This window comes from Halomonas sp. THAF5a, assembly GCF_009363755.1.
Lineage (GTDB): Bacteria > Pseudomonadota > Gammaproteobacteria > Pseudomonadales > Halomonadaceae > Halomonas.
Window position 1 is genome coordinate 1,162,062 of sequence record NZ_CP045417.1, and the last position, 18,483, is coordinate 1,180,544.

Sequence of the window (18,483 nt, forward strand, 5' to 3'; positions counted from 1 at the left end):
TGAATATGGAAAAGACGAAAACACAAGTGGGGGAGAACCTTGCAACTCGTTCCGGATTACAGCTAGGAAAGCGCGTCGGCGGCTACTTGTACATTCATCGCAGTGCCTGTGATGAGCTTAATGATAGCGCCCAGGCCGCCCTTTCACGCGCAGAGGAACTTGCGGGCGCGGTTAATTGGAACGTTGCTAAGCTCGGACTTAAGTGTGGCAGAGTATCACTGCTTGATTATATGAAATTTTTCGACAACGCGTTCCCCGAGCTGGTTCGTAGCTATCGTATTAATCTCGTAGACGAGACCGTACGGGTGCTGGACTACTCCAAAGTCAGCAATCGACCTGTGTTGCATCGGAAGGAGCTTTTGCTCAGTTCCAGGCACCCGCGCTATCTAGAGTATGCGCAGTTTACGCAGACACTCGAACGCGCCGGCTTATACAAAAACAGCCACGCTGTTGGCTATCAAAGACAGTGGCAAGAGCGTCTGACAACTAGTGGCTTTTGTGTGAAAGGGCATACGCTAGAGATTGTTAATCACGAGGAGCTGCGCGAGCAGGCTGAAGTACAACGCCATCGCACGGCACTGCGCCGCTATTCTTTTTCGCGACCGATGCAAGCGTTAGCCCGCCATGGTTACCTCGACGGTCGCCGCGTTGTGTTCGACTACGGATGCGGCCGAGGCGATGATCTGCGCCTGCTTGAGTTGAACGGCGTGCCAGCTTGCGGCTGGGACCCGCACTTTCGGCCAGGCGCCGAGAAGGTTATGGCCCCCATCGTCAATCTCGGCTTCGTGATCAATGTGATCGAACAACCAGAAGAAAGAGTGCGTGTACTCGCTGATGCGTATGCACATGCGCAGGAACTGCTTGTGGTAGGCGTAATGCTGCAAGGAACCTCGTCTGCAGAGCATGCTGCATTTGGTGACGGGGTGCTAACCAGCCGGGGTACATTTCAGAAGTACTTCACACAGGAAGAGTGCAAGACATTCATCGAGGACGTACTTGATGTCGAGCCGGTGCCGGTTTCACCCGGCGTGTTCTTTGCGTTTCGCGAGGAGCAAGATGCACAGGTCTTTCTTGAGCGCCGAGTAGTCAACCGCGTACACCTAAAGCACTTACGTCAACGTGTTCCTGTATGCAGCCGTAAAGAGCGCGCGGAAGCGGTCTATCGGGAGCATCAGAGTGTGCTCGATCCTGTTTGGGAAGTCTTTCTCAGTCTCGGCCGGGCACCACATCAGGACGAGGTCGATAACCTTGACGGTCTACTAGAGCACTTTGGCACTCTGCGCCGCGCGCTCTCATTTCTGAAGCGTTACCACGGGGATGAGCTGATCACCGAGGCGGGGCAAGCACGCGCTAGCGACCTACGCGTCTACCTCGCTCTACAGCTGTTTCGGTCGCGTCAACGCTTTAGCAAGTACTCTTCGGGTATACAGCGCGATATTAAAGCTTTTTTTGGTTCGCTGCGCATGGCGCGCGAGAGTGCCGCGGACTTACTTTATTCGATCGGCAATCCCGAGAACATACATGCAGACTGCCAAGCGGCCGCCGAAGCCGGTATTGGCTGTCTCGATGATGAGCAGCGCTCCTTGACGCTGTACACGGGCGATGTAGAGCGCCTTCCCGAGCGGCTACGGGTGTATGTTGGCTGCGCGACTCAGCTTTACGGCGACCCTCAGGCGGCAGATCTGGTCAAGATCCACGCCGGGACCGGTAAGCTGTCGTTGATGTCCTACGATGACTTTGAAGGAAGGGTGCTGCCGCTCATGGTGGAGCGTGTGAAGCTAGACTTCCGCAGTCAGTACATCGACTTGTTCGAGTATGGTGATGAATACCCTTCGCCGTATCTGTATAACAAGTCCCGCTACGTCAGTGAAGAGTTTCCGAATTACGAGGAACAGCAGGAATTCGAGCGTCAGCTTGCTGACCTCGAGCTATTCGATTTTTCTGGACATGGGCCTCGAAGAAATAAGTTTGACGCGAAACTGCGTAGTTTACGACTTGAGGTGCAGGGCTTCGAGCTCGTAGGCGCTACCGATTTACCGTCGCTTGACGAGCCCTGTGGTAAGTATCATTGTTTCCGAGATTTTGTCGAATGCGGAGAAACTCAGAATAAATACGATATACCGAACATTCCCAAAGAGCCGGAGACTTACAACGCATTGGTAAATCTTGCCTATGAGGTAATTGACCCGGTTATGGACTACTTTGGGGGGATTAAGCTGACCTATGGATTCTGTAGCGCGGAACTCGCGCGAAAGGTGCCGGGGCGGAATGATCCATCGCGCGATCAGCATGCAGGGTCCGAGTATAGCAGCCGGGGTAATAGGATATGTAAGCGATTAGGGGCGGCGGTGGACTTTCTTATTGAGGAAGAGGATATGGCTGAGGTTGCTTTATGGATTTATGACCACTGTGCTTTTGATAGGCTTTATTTTTATGGGCATGATCGTCCTCTTCATGTGAGCATTGGTCCAGAAGCGAATAAGCTCGTTGTGGAAATGGTGACAACTTGTGACTGTAAAAAAATCCCTAATGTTAAAAGAGATCCGTGTGCCTGGCTGAATGAGTTGTTAAAAAAAGGAGGAAGGTAAGGATCGCCCTTACCCTCTTCTTCCTCCCTCTTTCTAAGGGCTTCAATGATTTTCTGTATTATATTTACAAGAATTATCGAAAATTTTTCTCTTGAACGCTCTTATGTCTTGATTGTTAAAGATGACAGATAGCGCAACCATCGACTTCGTCTGGCGCCTTCACTTCATACTGTCGGGGATCTTTTTCAAGATCCTCAAGAGTGCGTCCTTCGACCCAGGTGAATTGCGCACCGTTTACAGGGTTCTCATACATCTTTGCGCGAGCGAAGAGATCGGGGTGGTTGCGCTTAAGCGCCTGCCACTCGCCTTTTTGCTGGTAGAAACAAAAGTAACAGCCAGAACGCGAGCGCCAGTTGTAGTACTTAGGCAGACCTAGCCCTGATTCTTCCAACAGGCGCTGGATGTCTGTCAGTCCCATCTTGTGCTCTTTGAATGGATAGATGGGCAAAATGTTAGGTTTATCAGAGAGAGCAGGCGGTTTATTCGACTGTTGTGTGTATCCTTCACGGTTCTCGTCGTGGCGAATACCGATATAACTATATGCGGTATTTGCACCAACGTAGTCCTCGAATGGCTGGATCTTAAGCACCCGAGTGCACCAGCGTGAGCGAGGGCTCGGGAGGTAGCCACCATAAACTTCAAGCCAAAGATCAAAAGGATTACGGTTACCCTTTTTTTTTGCGCCGAGCTTATCAAGTGCATTGAGGCGGACAATCTCTGTGCCGAGTACTGCCTCAAGTCGCTCGAGGTATTCGTCTGTTTCCGGTAGTTCGACGCCGGTATCACAAAATACGTATTCGACGGGAAGCTCGGGGTAATGCTCTCGCATAAAGAGCGCGAGTGCTGTTGAATCTTTACCACCGGATAGGCTGACGATATGTTTAACGCTAGTATCGTTAGCTTTGGCTAAGGCTTCATCCAGAGTCGCCATGTTTAGCCTCCTCAGTTTGGTCTATTAGATGGCGTAGCTGTGCTTGGGCATCAGAATGACCGATTAGCTGTGAAAGGTTGCCCATCAAGGTTTCGATGCGATTAGTGTACAGTTTTGCAATGGCAGCACGACCCTCTGCGCTCGGGGGATGATCGGAGTCGAGTGCGAGCGCTTGGGTTTCGATCTGGCCTACTAACGCTGCGAAGTTGTTACGGAAGCGAACGAGGTCGCTGTCGGTCCAACGCTGCGGTTTTTTCTCAGCAACGATGGCAGCAAGCGCGTCGGCAAATGCGTAATCATCTGAGAACCGGGCCAGGGGCAGTGTGAGTACCGCCTTTGCGAGACCTGAAAGCTGCTTACGAACATACTGCGGTATGGTTTGGCGCCAGCGCTCAAATCGCGCCATTGTGCTGCTGTCTAGTGCGGCATCCGTTATTAGCCGGAGGTTGTCATCGACCGTAGCGAGGATGCTTTCACGATAGCGATCGACGACGCTAGCCAGTCTACTTGTGGCAGAAGCAGCCCAACGAACTATACCGTCATAGTCCTTGGTATCAACTCCGGCGAGCTGTGGGAAACGGTGGAAGAATAATTGTACTGGACTGACCTCACCGGACAGCGAATGCTGTAGTCCCCGAACGTCGGCTGGTACCTCAGAGGTGTCCAAGGCGCCGGGGGGGAGCTTCACCCTCCAAGCCTCGACACCGTCATACACCGCACGAATCAAGTCACTTGCCCTAAAGAAGTCGGCACCGAAAACTTCGCCTAGATTGATAAGATAGCGGCGTGTTTCCGAGTCGAGCATCATGACTCTCAGCGTGAAAGCACTCGGCTGGCGGCAAATGCTCTCGATATGCCTAGGAAGTAGATCCTCCAGGTAGTTGCCTTTCTCATCGCTTATAGAGAGCGCAGAGGGAAAAGCTTTGAGCGCTGCCGCAAATAAAATTGGCATGACGCCATCACGCATTCCATAGGGGGGCGCCGCTAGCTCAGAGAAGAAACCAGCAAGATCCTTAGGCTGCTCATCCGGGATTGTTAGAAGATCCCTGAACTTCTGCCAAACTTCGGCAAGCGCCGGGTCTTTAAGGTCTGTCGGCTGTTTATAGACGTAGACGTCCTCGCCATCGGTTGCTTTTGTATATAAACCAGTATTGGAAAGTACCGTCCGGAATATAGAAGCATCTGCATATTCTCCGGCGATGCCGAGCCTTTCCTCACCATGGCGCTCAAGAATCCCCATTATCACTTTGCGCCGTGCATTGACGAGTTGTGGCGACGGTTTATGGCGTACAATCATCTCATTCTTGATGACAGGAGTGCTTCTAAAGAGATTCTCGCAGATATCGGATAGTGTGGTTAACAGATCTGCGCGATCTGTGATATGAAGCGCTTCACCACCATTAAACCAAAGTGCCTCAAATCCGGGTTGGGTGAGACGGGTTAGCTGGTTGTGCAGATGAATCTGAGTCTCATCAAGCATCTGCTGTAGTTCAGTGCTGATGAGTGGGTCTTCGGCGAGCAGTGCCTCATCATCTTGCATTCGGGTCAAGCAAATCAGCTCCGCCGCGGCGGCACGGATATCGATCATCTGGCTTGGTACCGCGATGACCGTCAGAGGATCATCATTATTTAATGCCGCCTGGCAAGCTGCATCGTAATCTTTCTCGTTCTGTGGCACGACGTAAAGGACCCGACCATCGGCCTGCGCACAGCTTTGCGTTGAGCCACTATTGCTGCTGATCAGATCTTGCGCAGGGATGTACTCACACTCGAAGTAGCGGCGGATGCTGTACTTGTCATTGTAACGCACCGGCCGCCAGACAGAAGGGCGAAACTCCTTGTTGAGCAGCGCGAGGATGTCAAAGTCGCCCTCAAGGCGCGCGAGCTCCTCCTCAAGCCGGCTGCGGAGATCGACATCGGTGCCGTGCCAGAGTGAGACTTGATCGCTGCGGCGACGATGCAGTAGTAGCTTACGTTCGATTAGTTGGTCTATAGTGCGCTTAGACTTGGGAGTATCACCGAGCGCGAACTCTAACAATGAGCGACTGACACGGCTGCGCTCGCCAGAGAGACCGAGCTCGAGGATGCTCGCAGTCTTTAGGGCGCGGGCCTCGAGTTTGTCGTCGACTTTAGAGAGCGCGCTTTCGGTTTCGAGCCACTTACGGTACGTACCGCCGACGCCAGTATCAGCCTGCATTGCGACTGCGAAGTAGTCATATAAATGTTCGGGTGTGACAGATTGTTCTAAATCCGCTGAGAGCACGAACCCAAAGAGAGTGCGCTCATGCTGTGCGGCACGGGCGGCAAGGCGCGGCAAGATATGGAGCGCAGCCGGATGAAGGGGGTAAGCGCGTGAAAGCAGGTCTGGCAGTTCGCCTTCAAGGTCCGTCAGTAAACCCACTTCTAGGGCCCGGTCGGCTATGTGTTTGTCGGAGTGTGAAAGTGAAAGCTCGCGCGGTTTTTGCGTGTCGATAATATTACCGATAAGACGGTAAAGTTCGCGGCTGTCATCAACGTACTGGATGGGCTCGAAGCGGCCTTCGATCTTTCGCCATTCGCCCAGCATGGATTGGCTGAGGCCCGTCGCGTATTGCAGCAGCCCTTGATGCATGAGGAGGCCGAGCGTGACCGGCAATTTCTGAGTGCGTGCTGCGTACTCGGCCAAAGTCTGAATATCAGCCAGGCGCTGGGGGTGGCCATTGCGGATGAGCTGCTCGACATGGCGGCCAAACTCATCCCATAGCAGGACAACACGATCAATTTGGCATGGTTCGGATTTTGAGAGTGTGCTTTTGTCCTTGAGATAATCTAAGACCGCAAGTGCCCCGGCGATACCGCTGGCATCTATCTGCTTGAGTGCTTGGGCAAGATCTTGCATACCCAAGCGCTGCAGCGAAGCGCACGCAGCATCGCGTATGGCGAGGCCAACGTCTTGTATGGCACCTTCGAGCGCAATTACAACACCATGGATATTTCCATGAGCGAGCCGTTTCTGTGCAAAGTCGCCGAGCTGTGGCTCAACCCGCTGCAGACGCTGGCCCACCGCCTCGAGCGTCGTCCAGGCGTGCTTGCGATTTTCCACTAACTGCAGGAGATAGGTGGCGCTGATGGATTTTCCCGAACCGTAAGGGGCGATAACGAAAAAGGCGCGACTATCACTATGGCCGCTGACGCCTTGCAGAAAGGCAATGGCCTTGGACGTCGGCTCGTAGTGGCCGATACGCTCAGGTTCGCTAGCGTCGAAGACGACGTTGATGGAACGCAGAAATGGGGTTTCTTGTTGCATGGCTATGCTGCGACTACCTGAGCTTGGGTTCGATGGTAATAGGCTTCGATCCACTTGATGGGAGGGAGTGCGGCAACATGTAGCTTGCGCTCTCCGGCTGAGCTGATCACCCTTACGGTGCCTTCTGAAAGCTCCGACTCTGCCTTTTCGACGACATCGATAAAGGCATCGAGGCTGAGTTGTAGACAACGGCCCAGGCCACCTTCGATGAAGCATGCCTCCCGCAACGGTAGGCCTCCCTCTTTTAGCGCACCGTTGACGCTTAATGCGTAGCCGAGCATTTCCACCGGGATGGTGGCGACGTCTAGCTCGTTACGCCGATACATGTGTGAGTCCCGGAAGTATGTCAGGAGGCCCAGGCGCCGGAAGGGAGAGTCGGAGGCATCTTCTGGATCAGCATGTTCATTCGGAACTGGCACGGCGTAGGTAGAGAGCAAGCAGGCGACATCGCGTTGCAGAGTTCTCAGGACCGGCGAGCGCTGCTGTGAAGCATCCAGATGACGCTTGAGGGCCTCTGAACAGGCAATCCGATCGAAGCGATGAGCGCTGTAACGAGAGAAAAACCAGTGCCAACTCTGGGCCTCATCCGGATTGTTCACGAGATTGATATGCAGTGCGATCCAGGTTCCGATCTGCAGGAAATATCGGTCATGTTTCAAAATCAGCCTGCCAAGCTCGGTGGGCACCAAAACCTTGCTCTTCTTTCCCTTTTGTCCAGGTTGCGTCTTAGCTAGCCCTGTAGCAATGAGCCAATGGCGAATTGATTTAGCCATATTACGGCCTACGCCTAGAGTGTCAGCAACATAGGGGTCGCTGAACGCTTCCTCTTTGTCCTCGATCAGAGTTAGGCCCTTATGGAGCCAACCTTCGCGGACGGGAAACGTCTCGTGTCCGCCAAATCTCATGCGAAAATCCTCTTCAGATGCTCGGCTTCGGCAGCGACAATGGTCGCGGCGAGCTCCGCTTCTTGATATGTATTAGTAACTCCGAACGAAAAGCGAACGCTAGCGTATGCCTGGGCCTCACTCAGGCCCATTGCACGTAGCACGTGGGAAGGCTCTGGTCGGCCGGTTGTACAGGCAGAGCTTTGCGAACAGTAGATGCCTAATGTATCAAGGCGGCCAACTAATGCTTGCCCGTCGATGCCCTCGAAGCAAAGATTCGATGTGTTACAGACTCGCTTATCGCGGTTCCCATTAATGAGCACCCATGAGCACCGGCCAAGCACTGTCTTCTCAAAGATGTCACGAAGTTTAGCCATATGAGCAATGGCTTCATGGTGCTTGCTGTAGCGCAGCTCAAGTGCACGCTGCAGTCCGGCGATACCGGCCGTATTTTCGGTGCCGGCATGCCAACCGCCTTGTTGGCCACCTCCGACACAAAGAGGGTCGATGAGCGTTGGTTGCCGTGCGTAGAGGGCGCCAACGCCGGCTGGACCATTAAACTTATGGGCAGTCAGACTGAGGAAGTCGGGGTCGAGCTCCTCTATAAAATTTGTATCGATTTTTCCTATTGCCTGAGCTGCATCGATATGCAAGAGCGCACCATGCTCGCGCGCTAAAGCCGTAATCTCGCGGACCGGTTGAATAACACCGGTTTCATTATTGATCCATTGAATTGAGACAGCCGCATGGCGGTGGGCCAACAGTTGCTGACGCAGCACGCACAAGTCTACCTCACCCTCTGCGGTGGCCGTTATGACTTCTGTAGGTAATCCCTCAGCTTGTAGACGCGTTGCACAGCTTAAGATTGATGAATGCTCGATCGCAGTGGTAATGATGCAACTGCCATGACGGGCGAGAGAGCGTAGGGCGAGGTTGTTCGCCTCCGTGCCACTTCCAGTAAAAAAGAATTTATCATCAGGCGTGCTGAGATAGCCTTGTAGCGTCTCGCGTGCGCGCTGCAGGAGACGACGTGCCGGCTCGCCCTGCCGATGTCCGCTCGACGGGTTGCCGTATGCGGTACGGAGAGCCTCGCACACGGTTTCGACCACTTCCGGTAGAGGAGGGGTCGTTGCGTTGTGGTCCAAGTAGATTTGCTGTGCGGGCTTTTTCATAGCGACAAAGGTATACGTTCTTCTTCAGCTGGACAAGGTCTTCCATGTGGATCCAGCAGTCACCGTTGCCGAGAGTAGCTACTGATTGTTTTCTTGGTCTGCTGAAGCCTGTGATTCGTAAGTCTTTGAAATAAAAGATATTAATGGCTTGGTCCAGTTTTGACATCTGGCGGAAGCCCTTCCTAGGCCTTCTGACGTCAGCTCTCGGCTTGTGGTGTCGTCATCGAGTCACCGGGTAAACTCGGGTTATGTTCGTAATACCTCAGAGAGTGCCCCGTCACTTGCGTAGCTGGCGCGCGTCTGCTGCTGTGGCAAACGTAAGGTGGTCGCAGACTGCAGCGACTCTACGTTGTTTGTGTAAGCAGAAAACGTATGTAAGTGTCTGATCTGTAAGAAAACCTGTAGAGAGAGCTGCCTAGAGTTGTCGAAAAAATGGATTCTTCCCTCGCCGTATCAGCGGCCAATCCATCTCGCAGGGCTCCATCCGTATTACGTTCTCGGTCGGCAGTGTTTAGATCAGCTGAATTGCGTCACGGTGGCCCTCAGCCAGGGTAGCGTTGATGCTGACGGCATCGTGACGCTGCGAGGTAGGCGTACCTCCCGGCTCGCGCCCCAGCCCTCGGACAAGGTTAAGTGAACACCGAACCTGACTGGCAACGGCCACGAGCGGTCATGTGCTCCGGGCAGCAGCGCTTCCACGGTAGGTATTGAGAAATTGAGCTTCTCCAAGGTGGCCCGGATGTCGTCATCCGTGATCCACCGACGCCAGCTGGGCAGGCCATCGGAGATGGCCTCCAGGTCCTTCTATAGGGGGGCAGCCAGGAGACCAGGTGGTCCGGCCTTGGCGGACCAGTGGGGGCCATGCGCATCGACGGCCCACAGCATCCAGGTGCTGAGATCTGTGGACCAGCCGAGCAAGAGGTGGTACGCCATGCAGCGTTCGCGCATCTCCAGATTCAACCCCAGCGACATGCAGGGGATCACGCTCTGCAGACCGTCAGCCATCGCCATGACTCGATGGCGGTCGTCATCCTTACTGATGATGTCGGCGTGCAGCATAGAAGCCTCCCTGGGCAAGGCTGGTCCGCCACCGTCCGTGGTGGGCCGGTCATCCTTAACGGGTTGCCACCACTCGTCCATCGCATCGGAGAGCCCGTCTAGCTGGCGGGCTCCGAGTACCATCTGGGGCAGGCGCTGTTGGTCCGGCGGCGTTCGACGTGCCACGCGCGCTGCGTCCTGTAGCTGGCGGATCTGCGGCATCTCTTTCCAGGGTGACCGGATGTCATCCCTCCCGAAGTGACCGTAGGCTACGGTGTCGTAGTAGGGCTGAAACTGAAGGCTAAGGTCGTTGAGGATGCCGGCAATCGAAAAGTCGAAGGCCTTGTGCATGGAGCGCTCCAGCGTTCTCATCGAGCACCGTGCCGGTGGCGTGGGTATCCACCAGCAGCGAGACGGGGTCGGGGCGCCCGATGGCATAGGCCAGCTGCAGCGTTGCCTGTCGCCACCAGATGCTTGGCGACCCTGGGCGCGGCATAGGCACCACGATTCATCTTGGTGGGGTTCTTGCCTTAGAAGGCACCGCCTTGGGGCAGCGACCGCCATAGCTGTCGACGATGACCTTGCGCCCAGTTAGGCCGGCATCGGCCTGGGGCCGCGGATCTCGAAGCGCCCGGCCGGGTTGATCAGGTAGCGGATCGAGTGGCCGCGCAGCCCCTCGGGAATCATCGGTTCGATGAGCTCATGAGGCAGCATCTCCTCGACGGTCTCGCTGACACGCTTTCGTCATGCTGGGTCGACAGCACCTCCGTTCCCACGGCGACTGGCTCCTCGTCCTCGTAGCGCATGGTAACCTGGGCTTTGGCATCCGGTCGCAGCCCCAGGGAAGAGTGCGGCTCTTGCGCAGCTCTCGGTGGCGCATCATCAGCTGGTGAGCGAGAAGGATCGGCAGCAGCATCAGCGTCGGGCTCTCGTCACAGCCGTAGCCGTCCATCAGCCCCCTCGGTCTCCGGCGCCGTACTCTTCGTCTCGCTCCACTGCTTGCGCAATCTGCAGTGACTGCTGGTTCACGCGGACCACTATCTTGCACTTGTCGGGATCGATTCCGAGGAAGGTCTCGCTGTAGACGGTGTCGAGCAGGGCGTTGCGCACGATGCCTGGAATCTTCTCAAGCACTTGGTTCATGACGCAGTTTGGTGGGAAAGCCGATCTCACCGGCACCAGATGGGAGCGATCAGGGGCTCTCAGGCGACCCGGGCCATCGGCTCGATCTCGAAGTAGCGATCCAGGATTACGTCGGAGATGGGATTGACGAGCTTATTGGGATGGCCGTCGCAGACGGATTCTGAGTGGCGGGTCATGAGCAGTCCCCCTTGCGTTGGTGCGCCAATGCCTCCAACTCGGCGGTGCCTCCTTTCACTCGGCAGTAGCCGCAACCAAACTGATCAGACCTGCTGCTGACCATCAGTCGGTGGCTCTTTCCGGGGCAGTCGGCGTACCAGGTGGAAGGCGATCGGCCGGCGGGCTCGGGCCGCAGGCCCAGCCTGCGGGCCAACACGAGGATCGGTGCCTGGGACTGCACTTCGGCCTCCTGGCGGTTGCGCTCGATTTCGGCCTCCAACTCGCCGACGATGCGGTGATGGGTCAACTCGGTGATCAGGGGACCCTCGCGAAAATCTTCGGGCCAGACATGGCCGTGGCGGGCGGCGGTAAGGGCACGAAACAGGATCTCCGCCCCCGTGGCGCGGGCACCCTGGCTGCCGGCATAGGCCACGCGACCCTGTTGATAGGCAGTGGCTAGTTGCTCCTCCCGCGGCTTGCCGGGGGCATCGTGGTTTAGAGCGGCGGACCACAGCTCGTCCCTTCCGGCGTGTCGCCGGAAGAAGAGCGCCTCGGGGATCACGTCAACGGCGCCGAGGTTGATCTCCTGCATGCAGGCAAGCTCGGCATCGTCGGGTACGGAGATGCGGTTCTCGGGCTGTTTGAGCCAGACATCCAGCGTGAGGTCGCGGGGTGGCTGATGAAGGTAGGGCATGTAATCTCCTTGTTCCACCCTTGGGATCGCTCGACAAGCGCCGACTCAGGGGGGAAGGGAGTCACGGCGCCGCTTTAGCTGCATTTGTATTCCGCCCGCAAGTTGGTGCTTAAATCGGCGGTAGCCTGTTGGCCAGGCAACAAAAAACCGCTCAGCACGTGCTAAAGCGGGCCTCTTAGCGTCGCTTTAGCGGCATTTGTAGAGCGCCCGCAAGCTGAGGTTCAAATCGGCGCTGACTCAACGGTAGACAGCGAGGGCCAGGCATGTCAACGGGGCATGGGACACCGCGGACCTCGGTGTCGGCGGGATGGTTGTCCGGTCGGCACCGGGAGGCCTGCTAACGTCTCCCTGAACTATTCTATCGTCAGGTAGAGTTGTGATGTGATTGGACCACGTTGGTATCGGAGCGGATGAGGGCGATGTCATGCCGATAAAGGCGCGGCGGCGCCAGCGGCGGGATGCCTTCGAACTCCTGTCCCTCTGGGTGACAGGATACGACGTGCAGGTTGAGCTGGGGGTGAATGGCCGCCTAAGAATGAAGCCCCTGTGGGGAGACCTCGATACGCCGGTGATGCTAGCGCGTAGCTGGCTGGAAGTGCGCGGTAAATGCGTGTATCCCGAGGAGCGCCAGGGGGAGAAGTTCGTCTTCACGATGGTGGGCGAGCAGAGCCCGCCGGGCTTTGCTAAAATCGTGGCCGACATCCAGCAGCGTGACCCGCATGGCATGCCTCAGTACCTAACGTACCGAGGTTCAACAGTGCCGGTCTTCGAGTGTCCGAAGGGGGTGACGCAGCTGCTTCGCCAGCGTCGGGACGATTCTTGGAGTGCGTGGATGGATGTCCCCGCCGGGTATCTCAGAGATTGCCTTACCGTGCTGAGCACCAAGGCCGTGCATTACATCTCTCTTCATGAACACATCGTCGAGAAGGAGCACTGGCTCAACAGCTTCGCGCTCCAGTCGAACGATCCCGCTGAATAAATCTCGACGAGCTGGCATGCCGACAAGGCCATCTCCGTTTCAAGCTACTCAGCGGGTGGCCCTATGCAGTTAGGGCAGAGCAGGGAGGCCGGCGTCAGAAGTTCAGGCAAGATAGTCTGCCCACTCTTGCATCATTGCTCGTCGCTTCTCGAAGAGGTCGCCTCGGCGGTAGGCCGCTTCGACCTTGTTCTCGATGGTGTGGGCCAGTGCCATTTCGGCTACATCACGGGGATAGCTGGTGACTTCGCCGGTCCAGTCACGAAAGCTCGACCGAAAACCGTGGGGGACATAGTCGCCATGCTCGCCATCCGGCCCATAACCTATGCCTCGCATCAACTGCAGCATGGCCATATTGGAGAGGGGGCGACCCTGGCGAGCTCCGGGAAAGACATACGGATTGCCATTCACACGTGGCAGCTGGGTCAGCAGCGTCATCGCCTGACGAGACAGCGGCACTCGATGCTCTCGACGTGCCTTCATTCGTTCGGCGGGGATCGTCCATGTCTCGTTGTCGAGATCTATCTCCGACCACTCCGAGCGCAGTACTTCTGAGGTTCGTGTCGCTGTCAGTATCAGGAACTGCAACGCTTTGGAGGAGATACTGGAGTAGCCCTGGAGCACGGCCATGAAGGCAGCGGCCTCGTCGTAAGGCATGGCCGGGTGGTGGGTCACCTTCTTGACCCTTGATGGCTTGGCCAAAAGCTTATCGAGGTGGCCACGCCAGCGGGCTGGGTTCACTGGGTCACGGTAGTTATGCGCCGCGGCGTAGTCGAGGACGTTCTCGATCCGCCCCTGCACCCGCTTGGCCGTCTCGGTTTTGCTGGTCCAGATCGGTGACAGTATCTTCAGGACATCCTGGGTGGTGACCTCATTGACCGGCTTGGTGCCGATTATCGGGCGGGCATAGGCCTTCAGGGTGCTGACCCACTGCCGCGCATGCTTGGCGTTCCGCCAGCTGCGGCGATGGGACTTGATATAGCGCGCGGCACAGTTGGTGAAGGAGGGAGTTGTCTCGTCTGCTTGCTCTTCCTCTACCTTGGCCTCAAGGGGGTCAAGGCCCTCCTTGACCAGGCTGCGGTTTTTGCCGGCACGAGCACGCGCTTCAGCAAGGTTGACGTCCGAATAGCTACCAAGGCCCATGTCGCGAAGCTTGCCATTTCGCCGGAACCGATAGATCCAGCTTGCTCCCCTCTTCTTGCCGATCTTGAGATACAGGCCCTCGCCATCGTTGGTTAATCCAGGCTTGGCCTCCCTGACCAGCTTCTGTACTCCACGTGTGGTGAGCTTGCCCATGGCCGCCTCCTCGTTGTCGATGAAATCAGCGTACCATACCCTAGCCCATACTCTAGCCCATACTTTTACTCTGCAATCAGCGATACAGCTTTGGATGTTTTTGGACAGAAAGACAAAAAAAGGCATGTAAAACAGATGGTAAATAAACTGTTCTGGATTTTATTGTATCTTAAAGCAGCGGACTCCCCCTCCGCCACGAATATCGAGAAAGCCGCTGAGCAATCAGCGGCTTTTTTGTTTTCTATCCTGCCTTAGCCGGTCCGGAACTGACTCTGACTTACATCATGGAACCTCTCTTGAGACGCCGGATGGCATCCGAGACGAAGACCGTCAGCGAAGGCGATTGATGTTTGGCGATATTCGGTAACGCCCCGGTTTAGGAGTGCCATCCTGAACCGGGCCTTGTTATGTCAGGTGGGAGCCAGTAGCGAGTTTCCCAACTGGTATCAACCCCACTCCGCAGACCGGCATTAGAAGTTGACGGGCCCATGCGGGAGGTATGCCTCTAACTCTTCTGCCTTTTCTCTCAAGACGTTGCGGTGTTGCTCCAGCGCTTCGGTAAAGCGCTCGCGAGGCCCGGAAAGTGCCAGGGCACCCAACAGCTCCCCATTAGGACGACGAATAGCGATGGCGGCGGCTGCCACCGAGGGCTCTCGTTCACCCATCGATACCTGGACGTCACCGGGCTCACCATTACCTCTTAACACTCGCGCCGCGGCCCCCCGGTCCAGGGTAAGACGCGCTCCTTGCTCCAGGTGATGGCGGACCTCGTGTCGCCCATTCTCCCTATACAGGCATACCCGTTCCTCGCCGTCGCGGATATAGAAAGATGCCGTTTCACCGCTGGCATCACGCAATGCGACGAGTACTGGGCGTACCAATCCCTCGAGCCGCACACCTTCCCCGGCCAAGGGGGCCAGGCGCGCACATGCGGGCCCAATGCGGTAGATCCCGCGCTCATCCCGAACCACGAATCCAAACACCTCTAGAGACGCCATGAGGCGCAAGATAGTGCTTTTGTAATAACCGGTAGCTTGGGACAGTTCTGTCAGTGAAAACTCACGGCGATGTTCATTGAAGGCTTCCAGCAGAGTGAGTGCTCGCTCTACCGCCTCTACACGTCGTTGCGCCACGGGTGCCTCCATAGTGTGCGACCAAAGGATGATGTTGCGACAGGCGAAACCAGGTTGCAACACTGCCAAGGGCTAACTATTCTCTCTAAGGAAACAGGTTCTATTGGAGGCAACAACATGTCGATGCCACTCAAGGGCTACCGGGTCCTCGACCTAACCAATGTCCTAGCGGGGCCATTCTGCTGTCACCAGCTCGCCCACCTGGGCGCCGAGGTGATCAAGGTGGAGCGGCCCGGTGGCGGAGACCTGGCCAGGCAGCTGGGTGCTGATGCCGAGCTGAATCGCGAGCACATGGGTGTGTCCTTCTTGGCACAGAACGCAGGCAAGGGATCCGTCACCCTGGATCTGAAACAGTCTGAGGACCGCGAGAAATTCATCAGCTTGGTCAAGGACGCCGACGTGCTGGTGGAAAACTTTCGCCCTGGTGTGATGGCACGGCTGGGTCTCGAGTTCGACAAGCTCAAGGAAGTTAACCCTCGCCTCGTCTACTGTGCCATTTCCGGGTTTGGGCAAGACGGCCCGCTATCCACCTTTCCCGCCTATGACCAGATCATTCAGGGCATGGCGGGAGTGATGAGCGTGACAGGGGACGCCGAGCATTCGCCTTACCGGGTTGGTTATCCGCTGGCCGATACCATTGGAGGGCTGACGGCAGCCATGGCGATCAATGCCGCTTTGGCTGAGAAAGAACGCCAGGCCAGGTTCATCGATGTCTCGATGCTCGAGTCCGTGCTCGCGACCATGGGGTGGGCGGTCTCCAACTTGCTGGTGGCAGGTCGCTCCCCGGCCCCTATCGGTAATGACAACGTCACCGCCAGTCCTTCGGGGACCTTCCGCACCGGTGATGGCCTGCTCAATATCGCCGCCAACAAGCAGGAACAGTTCGAGGCTCTGAGCCGGTTGCTACAGCATCCGGAGTGGATTGAGGACCCGCGTTTCGCCGAGCGTCAGGCGCGGCTCGAACATCGTCAAGAACTGAAGGATCTGATCGAGTCCGCCTTGAGCGAGAACACCACCGAACACTGGTGGCACGCCCTCGTGGCTGCGGGCGTGCCTGCCGGGCCTGTCTACAGCGTCGAGGAAGCACTCAACCATCCTCAGGTTCGCGACAGGGGGTTGATCGAGCGCTTCGACGAGGCCGGCATTGGCCGCCCTCTTGAGATCGTGAGCGGCGGTTACCGGTTTGATGGCCAGGCCCCTCGCGTACCGACGCCCCCGCCCTTGCTGGGCGCCGACAATGATCGCTGGTTCGGGCCGCGCACCACCAATCACGTTGAGGAGTCAGACGCATGACCCAGGATTCTCTCGATACCCAGGCCGCGGAGTGGTGGCACACCGAGATCATCGATATGAAGCCCGGGGAGATCCGCTATCGCGGCTATCCCATCGAAGCGCTGATCGGCCGCATTGGTTTCGCCGAGATGATCTGGTTGATGACCCGCGGCGAACTGCCGACTCAGGCCCAGTCGACTTTGCTGGAGGCGGCCCTGATGAGCGCAGTGGACCATGGCCCCCAGGCGCCGAGCATCGCCATCGCGCGCATGGCCATGACCTGTGGCAGCAGCCTCAACAACGCGATGGCCTCGGCCGTCAACGTGCTCGACGACGTCCATGGTGGCGCAGGTGAGCAGGCAGTAGAGCTCTATCAGTCTATCGAGGAGCGCCTCTCAGGCGGCATGCCCTTGGTCGAGGCCACAGAAGCGGAGCTGAACGCCTGGCGTGAGCGCCACGGCAAGATCGTGCCTGGTTTCGGGCACCGCTTTCACCCCGTCGACCCGCGAGCACCGCGTCTTTTGCAGTTGATCGATGAGGCGGCCGAACGTCATGAGGTCGATGGTCGCTATGCCGCTATCGCCCGCGAGATCGAACGCCAGCTGGCAGAAGCGAAAGGGAAACCGATCCCGCTGAATATCGATGGGGCCACGGCGGCGATCTATGCCGAACTGGCATTCCCCGCACCGCTGGCCAGAGGGCTGTTCTGTCTGTCCCGCTCCGTGGGCATCCTCGCCCACGCCTGGGAGCAGAAGTGTCAGGGAGGACGCAACAAGGGGCCTATGCCCAAGGGATGGCTGTGGCACTACGACGGCCACCCTCCCCGCCGCGTCGGCGACGCGACCCCCGAAACGTCAGCTTAGGTTGCTGACAAACGTAGCACGCTATCCTCGAAACGGAGATGACATCATGTACAACAATTCTTTCAAACATTTGGTTGCCTTCACCGCTATCACCTCATGCCTGGCCAGCGCCAGCGCCGTTGCCGAAGACCTGGTCGTCAGCGCTACCTCTCAGACCTCTGACGACTATGCGCTGGCGGTGGCCTGGTCGAACCAACTGGCCGATGCCGAAGGTGGTCTGCGTTTGACGGTGGTGGATAACGGAAGCGTCAAGGGGCTTCGGCAACTGGCGGCCTCGCGCGTAGACGTTGCCGTCATTGGCGCCCCTCATTACCTCGATGCGGTAGAGGGAAAGGGCAACTTCAGTGAAGACCCGGAGCGCTATACCAGTGCCTATCAGAACTTCAAGAGCCTGTTCGCCATCAGCACCAGTGCCGGCCAGTACGTGGTACGCGCGGATGCCGGTATCGAAGGCTTCGACGATCTGGCAGGCCACAGCCTCGCCATCGGTCGCCCGGGCGGCAATGCTGGGCGCGTTTCCAGCGCCTTCCTTGAAGCTTATGACCTGAGTCCCGAGGAGGACGTGGATACCCAGTTCATCGATTACAGTGATGCCTTCAATCAGATGGCCAACAATCGCCTGGACGGTACCTTCGTGTGGGGCGGTCTGCCCCAGGCGGCCATCGACAATGCTTCCCGCACCATGGATCTGCAATTCATCTCACCGGATGAGACTCACATGCAGGCCTTCCGCGAGCACATCACGGCCGGTGAACACTATCGCCTGAAAACGATCACCGCCGAGGAAATCGAGGAGGCCTATCAGGGACGTGTCAGTGCGGAGGGTGACATCCACTTCTGGAGCTTCCCCTACATGTTCGTCGTCGATGCCGACATAGATGACGATACCGCCTATGAACTGACCAAATCCCTCTGGGGCAATCTGGACGAGATCAAGAAGACCAGCAGTGCCCTGAACCTGCTGCGCCTGAACGAAGCGGCTTCAGGCTTGACCGCCGATATGCATCCAGGGGCGGCCCGCTACTTCCGCGAGATCGGTCTGATCGAATAA

Annotated in this window: 17 protein-coding genes and 2 pseudogenes; 5 read left to right on the top strand and 14 right to left on the bottom strand. The window is 57.1% G+C overall.

What is annotated here, in order from left to right:
- Window positions 1-5 precede the first annotated feature (5 nt).
- Window positions 6-2,588 carry a DNA phosphorothioation-associated putative methyltransferase gene (locus FIU83_RS05200; RefSeq protein WP_172976021.1) on the top strand — a complete coding sequence of 861 codons (2,583 nt, stop codon included), beginning with the start codon at window positions 6-8 and terminating at the stop codon, window positions 2,586-2,588.
- A gap of 115 nt (window positions 2,589-2,703) precedes the next feature.
- On the opposite strand, the gene FIU83_RS05205 is transcribed toward FIU83_RS05200, so the two are convergent.
- From FIU83_RS05205 to FIU83_RS05230, 12 genes and pseudogenes are all read right to left on the bottom strand, one after another.
- Window positions 2,704-3,519, bottom strand: coding sequence for a phosphoadenosine phosphosulfate reductase family protein (locus tag FIU83_RS05205; protein ID WP_152483074.1), 816 nt, complete (start codon window positions 3,517-3,519; stop codon window positions 2,704-2,706).
- Window positions 3,503-6,805: a hypothetical protein gene (locus tag FIU83_RS05210; protein ID WP_152483075.1), complete on the bottom strand. Its 3,303-nt coding sequence runs from the start codon at window positions 6,803-6,805 to the stop codon at window positions 3,503-3,505. The genes FIU83_RS05205 and FIU83_RS05210 overlap by 17 nt, the downstream gene beginning before the upstream one ends.
- 2 nt (window positions 6,806-6,807) lie before the next feature.
- A complete protein-coding gene (locus FIU83_RS05215) occupies window positions 6,808-7,710 on the bottom strand; it encodes a DUF4007 family protein (protein WP_152483076.1) in 903 nt (300 codons plus the stop codon).
- The gene (locus FIU83_RS05220; protein WP_172976022.1) at window positions 7,707-8,834 is read right to left on the bottom strand and encodes a cysteine desulfurase family protein; all 1,128 of its coding nucleotides are present in this window, start codon (window positions 8,832-8,834) and stop codon (window positions 7,707-7,709) included. The genes FIU83_RS05215 and FIU83_RS05220 overlap by 4 nt, the downstream gene beginning before the upstream one ends.
- An 831-nt stretch (window positions 8,835-9,665) precedes the next feature.
- On the bottom strand, window positions 9,666-10,337 hold the full coding sequence (locus tag FIU83_RS17525; protein ID WP_367642283.1) for a methionine adenosyltransferase domain-containing protein: 672 nt from the start codon (window positions 10,335-10,337) through the stop codon (window positions 9,666-9,668).
- Between the two features lie 70 nt (window positions 10,338-10,407).
- Window positions 10,408-10,482, bottom strand: a pseudogene (locus FIU83_RS17740) (hypothetical protein); the annotation flags it as partial.
- Between the two features lie 8 nt (window positions 10,483-10,490).
- Window positions 10,491-10,613 (bottom strand): hypothetical protein, encoded by a 123-nt coding sequence (locus FIU83_RS17700; RefSeq protein WP_301538571.1) that lies wholly within the window; start codon window positions 10,611-10,613, stop codon window positions 10,491-10,493.
- Window positions 10,583-10,741: a hypothetical protein gene (locus FIU83_RS17745; protein ID WP_367642287.1), complete on the bottom strand. Its 159-nt coding sequence runs from the start codon at window positions 10,739-10,741 to the stop codon at window positions 10,583-10,585. Before FIU83_RS17745 ends, FIU83_RS17700 begins: the two co-directional genes overlap by 31 nt.
- Window positions 10,742-10,794: 53 nt before the next feature.
- Window positions 10,795-10,851, bottom strand: a pseudogene (locus FIU83_RS17750) (hypothetical protein); the annotation flags it as partial.
- Window positions 10,851-11,042: a hypothetical protein gene (locus FIU83_RS17540; protein WP_216645062.1), complete on the bottom strand. Its 192-nt coding sequence runs from the start codon at window positions 11,040-11,042 to the stop codon at window positions 10,851-10,853. The pseudogene FIU83_RS17750 and the gene FIU83_RS17540, both read right to left, overlap by 1 nt.
- A 59-nt stretch (window positions 11,043-11,101) precedes the next feature.
- Window positions 11,102-11,218, bottom strand: coding sequence for an S-adenosylmethionine synthetase N-terminal domain-containing protein (locus FIU83_RS17545; protein ID WP_216645063.1), 117 nt, complete (start codon window positions 11,216-11,218; stop codon window positions 11,102-11,104).
- Window positions 11,215-11,892 (bottom strand): hypothetical protein, encoded by a 678-nt coding sequence (locus FIU83_RS05230; RefSeq protein WP_152483078.1) that lies wholly within the window; start codon window positions 11,890-11,892, stop codon window positions 11,215-11,217. Before FIU83_RS05230 ends, FIU83_RS17545 begins: the two co-directional genes overlap by 4 nt.
- 499 nt (window positions 11,893-12,391) lie before the next feature.
- Between FIU83_RS05230 and FIU83_RS05235 the strand changes: the two genes are divergently transcribed.
- Window positions 12,392-12,871: a hypothetical protein gene (locus FIU83_RS05235; protein WP_172976023.1), complete on the top strand. Its 480-nt coding sequence runs from the start codon at window positions 12,392-12,394 to the stop codon at window positions 12,869-12,871.
- A 102-nt stretch (window positions 12,872-12,973) separates the two neighbouring features.
- Here the strand turns inward: FIU83_RS05235 and FIU83_RS05240 are convergent, their stop codons facing one another.
- Both FIU83_RS05240 and FIU83_RS05245 read right to left on the bottom strand, forming a co-directional pair.
- Window positions 12,974-14,164 (bottom strand): site-specific integrase, encoded by a 1,191-nt coding sequence (locus FIU83_RS05240; RefSeq protein ID WP_152483080.1) that lies wholly within the window; start codon window positions 14,162-14,164, stop codon window positions 12,974-12,976.
- Between the two features lie 470 nt (window positions 14,165-14,634).
- Complete coding sequence (locus FIU83_RS05245; protein ID WP_152483081.1) at window positions 14,635-15,297, bottom strand: IclR family transcriptional regulator; 663 nt, start codon at window positions 15,295-15,297, stop codon at window positions 14,635-14,637.
- A 117-nt stretch (window positions 15,298-15,414) separates the two neighbouring features.
- Here FIU83_RS05245 and FIU83_RS05250 point away from each other — a divergent pair, with 117 nt between their 5' ends.
- From FIU83_RS05250 to FIU83_RS05260, 3 genes are read left to right on the top strand one after another with little or no spacing between them, the layout of a single operon-like run.
- Complete coding sequence (locus FIU83_RS05250; RefSeq protein ID WP_253939547.1) at window positions 15,415-16,590, top strand: CaiB/BaiF CoA-transferase family protein; 1,176 nt, start codon at window positions 15,415-15,417, stop codon at window positions 16,588-16,590.
- Window positions 16,587-17,432 (top strand): citryl-CoA lyase, encoded by an 846-nt coding sequence (locus FIU83_RS05255; protein WP_152483082.1) that lies wholly within the window; start codon window positions 16,587-16,589, stop codon window positions 17,430-17,432. The genes FIU83_RS05250 and FIU83_RS05255 overlap by 4 nt, the downstream gene beginning before the upstream one ends.
- A 46-nt stretch (window positions 17,433-17,478) precedes the next feature.
- Window positions 17,479-18,483 (top strand): TAXI family TRAP transporter solute-binding subunit, encoded by a 1,005-nt coding sequence (locus FIU83_RS05260; protein ID WP_152483083.1) that lies wholly within the window; start codon window positions 17,479-17,481, stop codon window positions 18,481-18,483.

Coding starts and splice junctions, on each gene's coding strand:
- FIU83_RS05200 (WP_172976021.1), top strand. CDS start 6: ATGGAAAAGACGAAAACACAAGTGGGGGAGAACCTTGCAACTCGTTCC.
- FIU83_RS05205 (WP_152483074.1), bottom strand. CDS start 3,519: ATGGCGACTCTGGATGAAGCCTTAGCCAAAGCTAACGATACTAGCGTT.
- FIU83_RS05210 (WP_152483075.1), bottom strand. CDS start 6,805: ATGCAACAAGAAACCCCATTTCTGCGTTCCATCAACGTCGTCTTCGAC.
- FIU83_RS05215 (WP_152483076.1), bottom strand. CDS start 7,710: ATGAGATTTGGCGGACACGAGACGTTTCCCGTCCGCGAAGGTTGGCTC.
- FIU83_RS17525 (WP_367642283.1), bottom strand. CDS start 10,337: ATGCCATCGGGCGCCCCGACCCCGTCTCGCTGCTGGTGGATACCCACG.
- FIU83_RS17700 (WP_301538571.1), bottom strand. CDS start 10,613: ATGCTGCCTCATGAGCTCATCGAACCGATGATTCCCGAGGGGCTGCGC.
- FIU83_RS17540 (WP_216645062.1), bottom strand. CDS start 11,042: ATGAACCAAGTGCTTGAGAAGATTCCAGGCATCGTGCGCAACGCCCTG.
- FIU83_RS17545 (WP_216645063.1), bottom strand. CDS start 11,218: ATGACCCGCCACTCAGAATCCGTCTGCGACGGCCATCCCAATAAGCTC.
- FIU83_RS05230 (WP_152483078.1), bottom strand. CDS start 11,892: ATGCCCTACCTTCATCAGCCACCCCGCGACCTCACGCTGGATGTCTGG.
- FIU83_RS05240 (WP_152483080.1), bottom strand. CDS start 14,164: ATGGGCAAGCTCACCACACGTGGAGTACAGAAGCTGGTCAGGGAGGCC.
- FIU83_RS05250 (WP_253939547.1), top strand. CDS start 15,415: ATGTCGATGCCACTCAAGGGCTACCGGGTCCTCGACCTAACCAATGTC.
- FIU83_RS05255 (WP_152483082.1), top strand. CDS start 16,587: ATGACCCAGGATTCTCTCGATACCCAGGCCGCGGAGTGGTGGCACACC.
- FIU83_RS05260 (WP_152483083.1), top strand. CDS start 17,479: ATGTACAACAATTCTTTCAAACATTTGGTTGCCTTCACCGCTATCACC.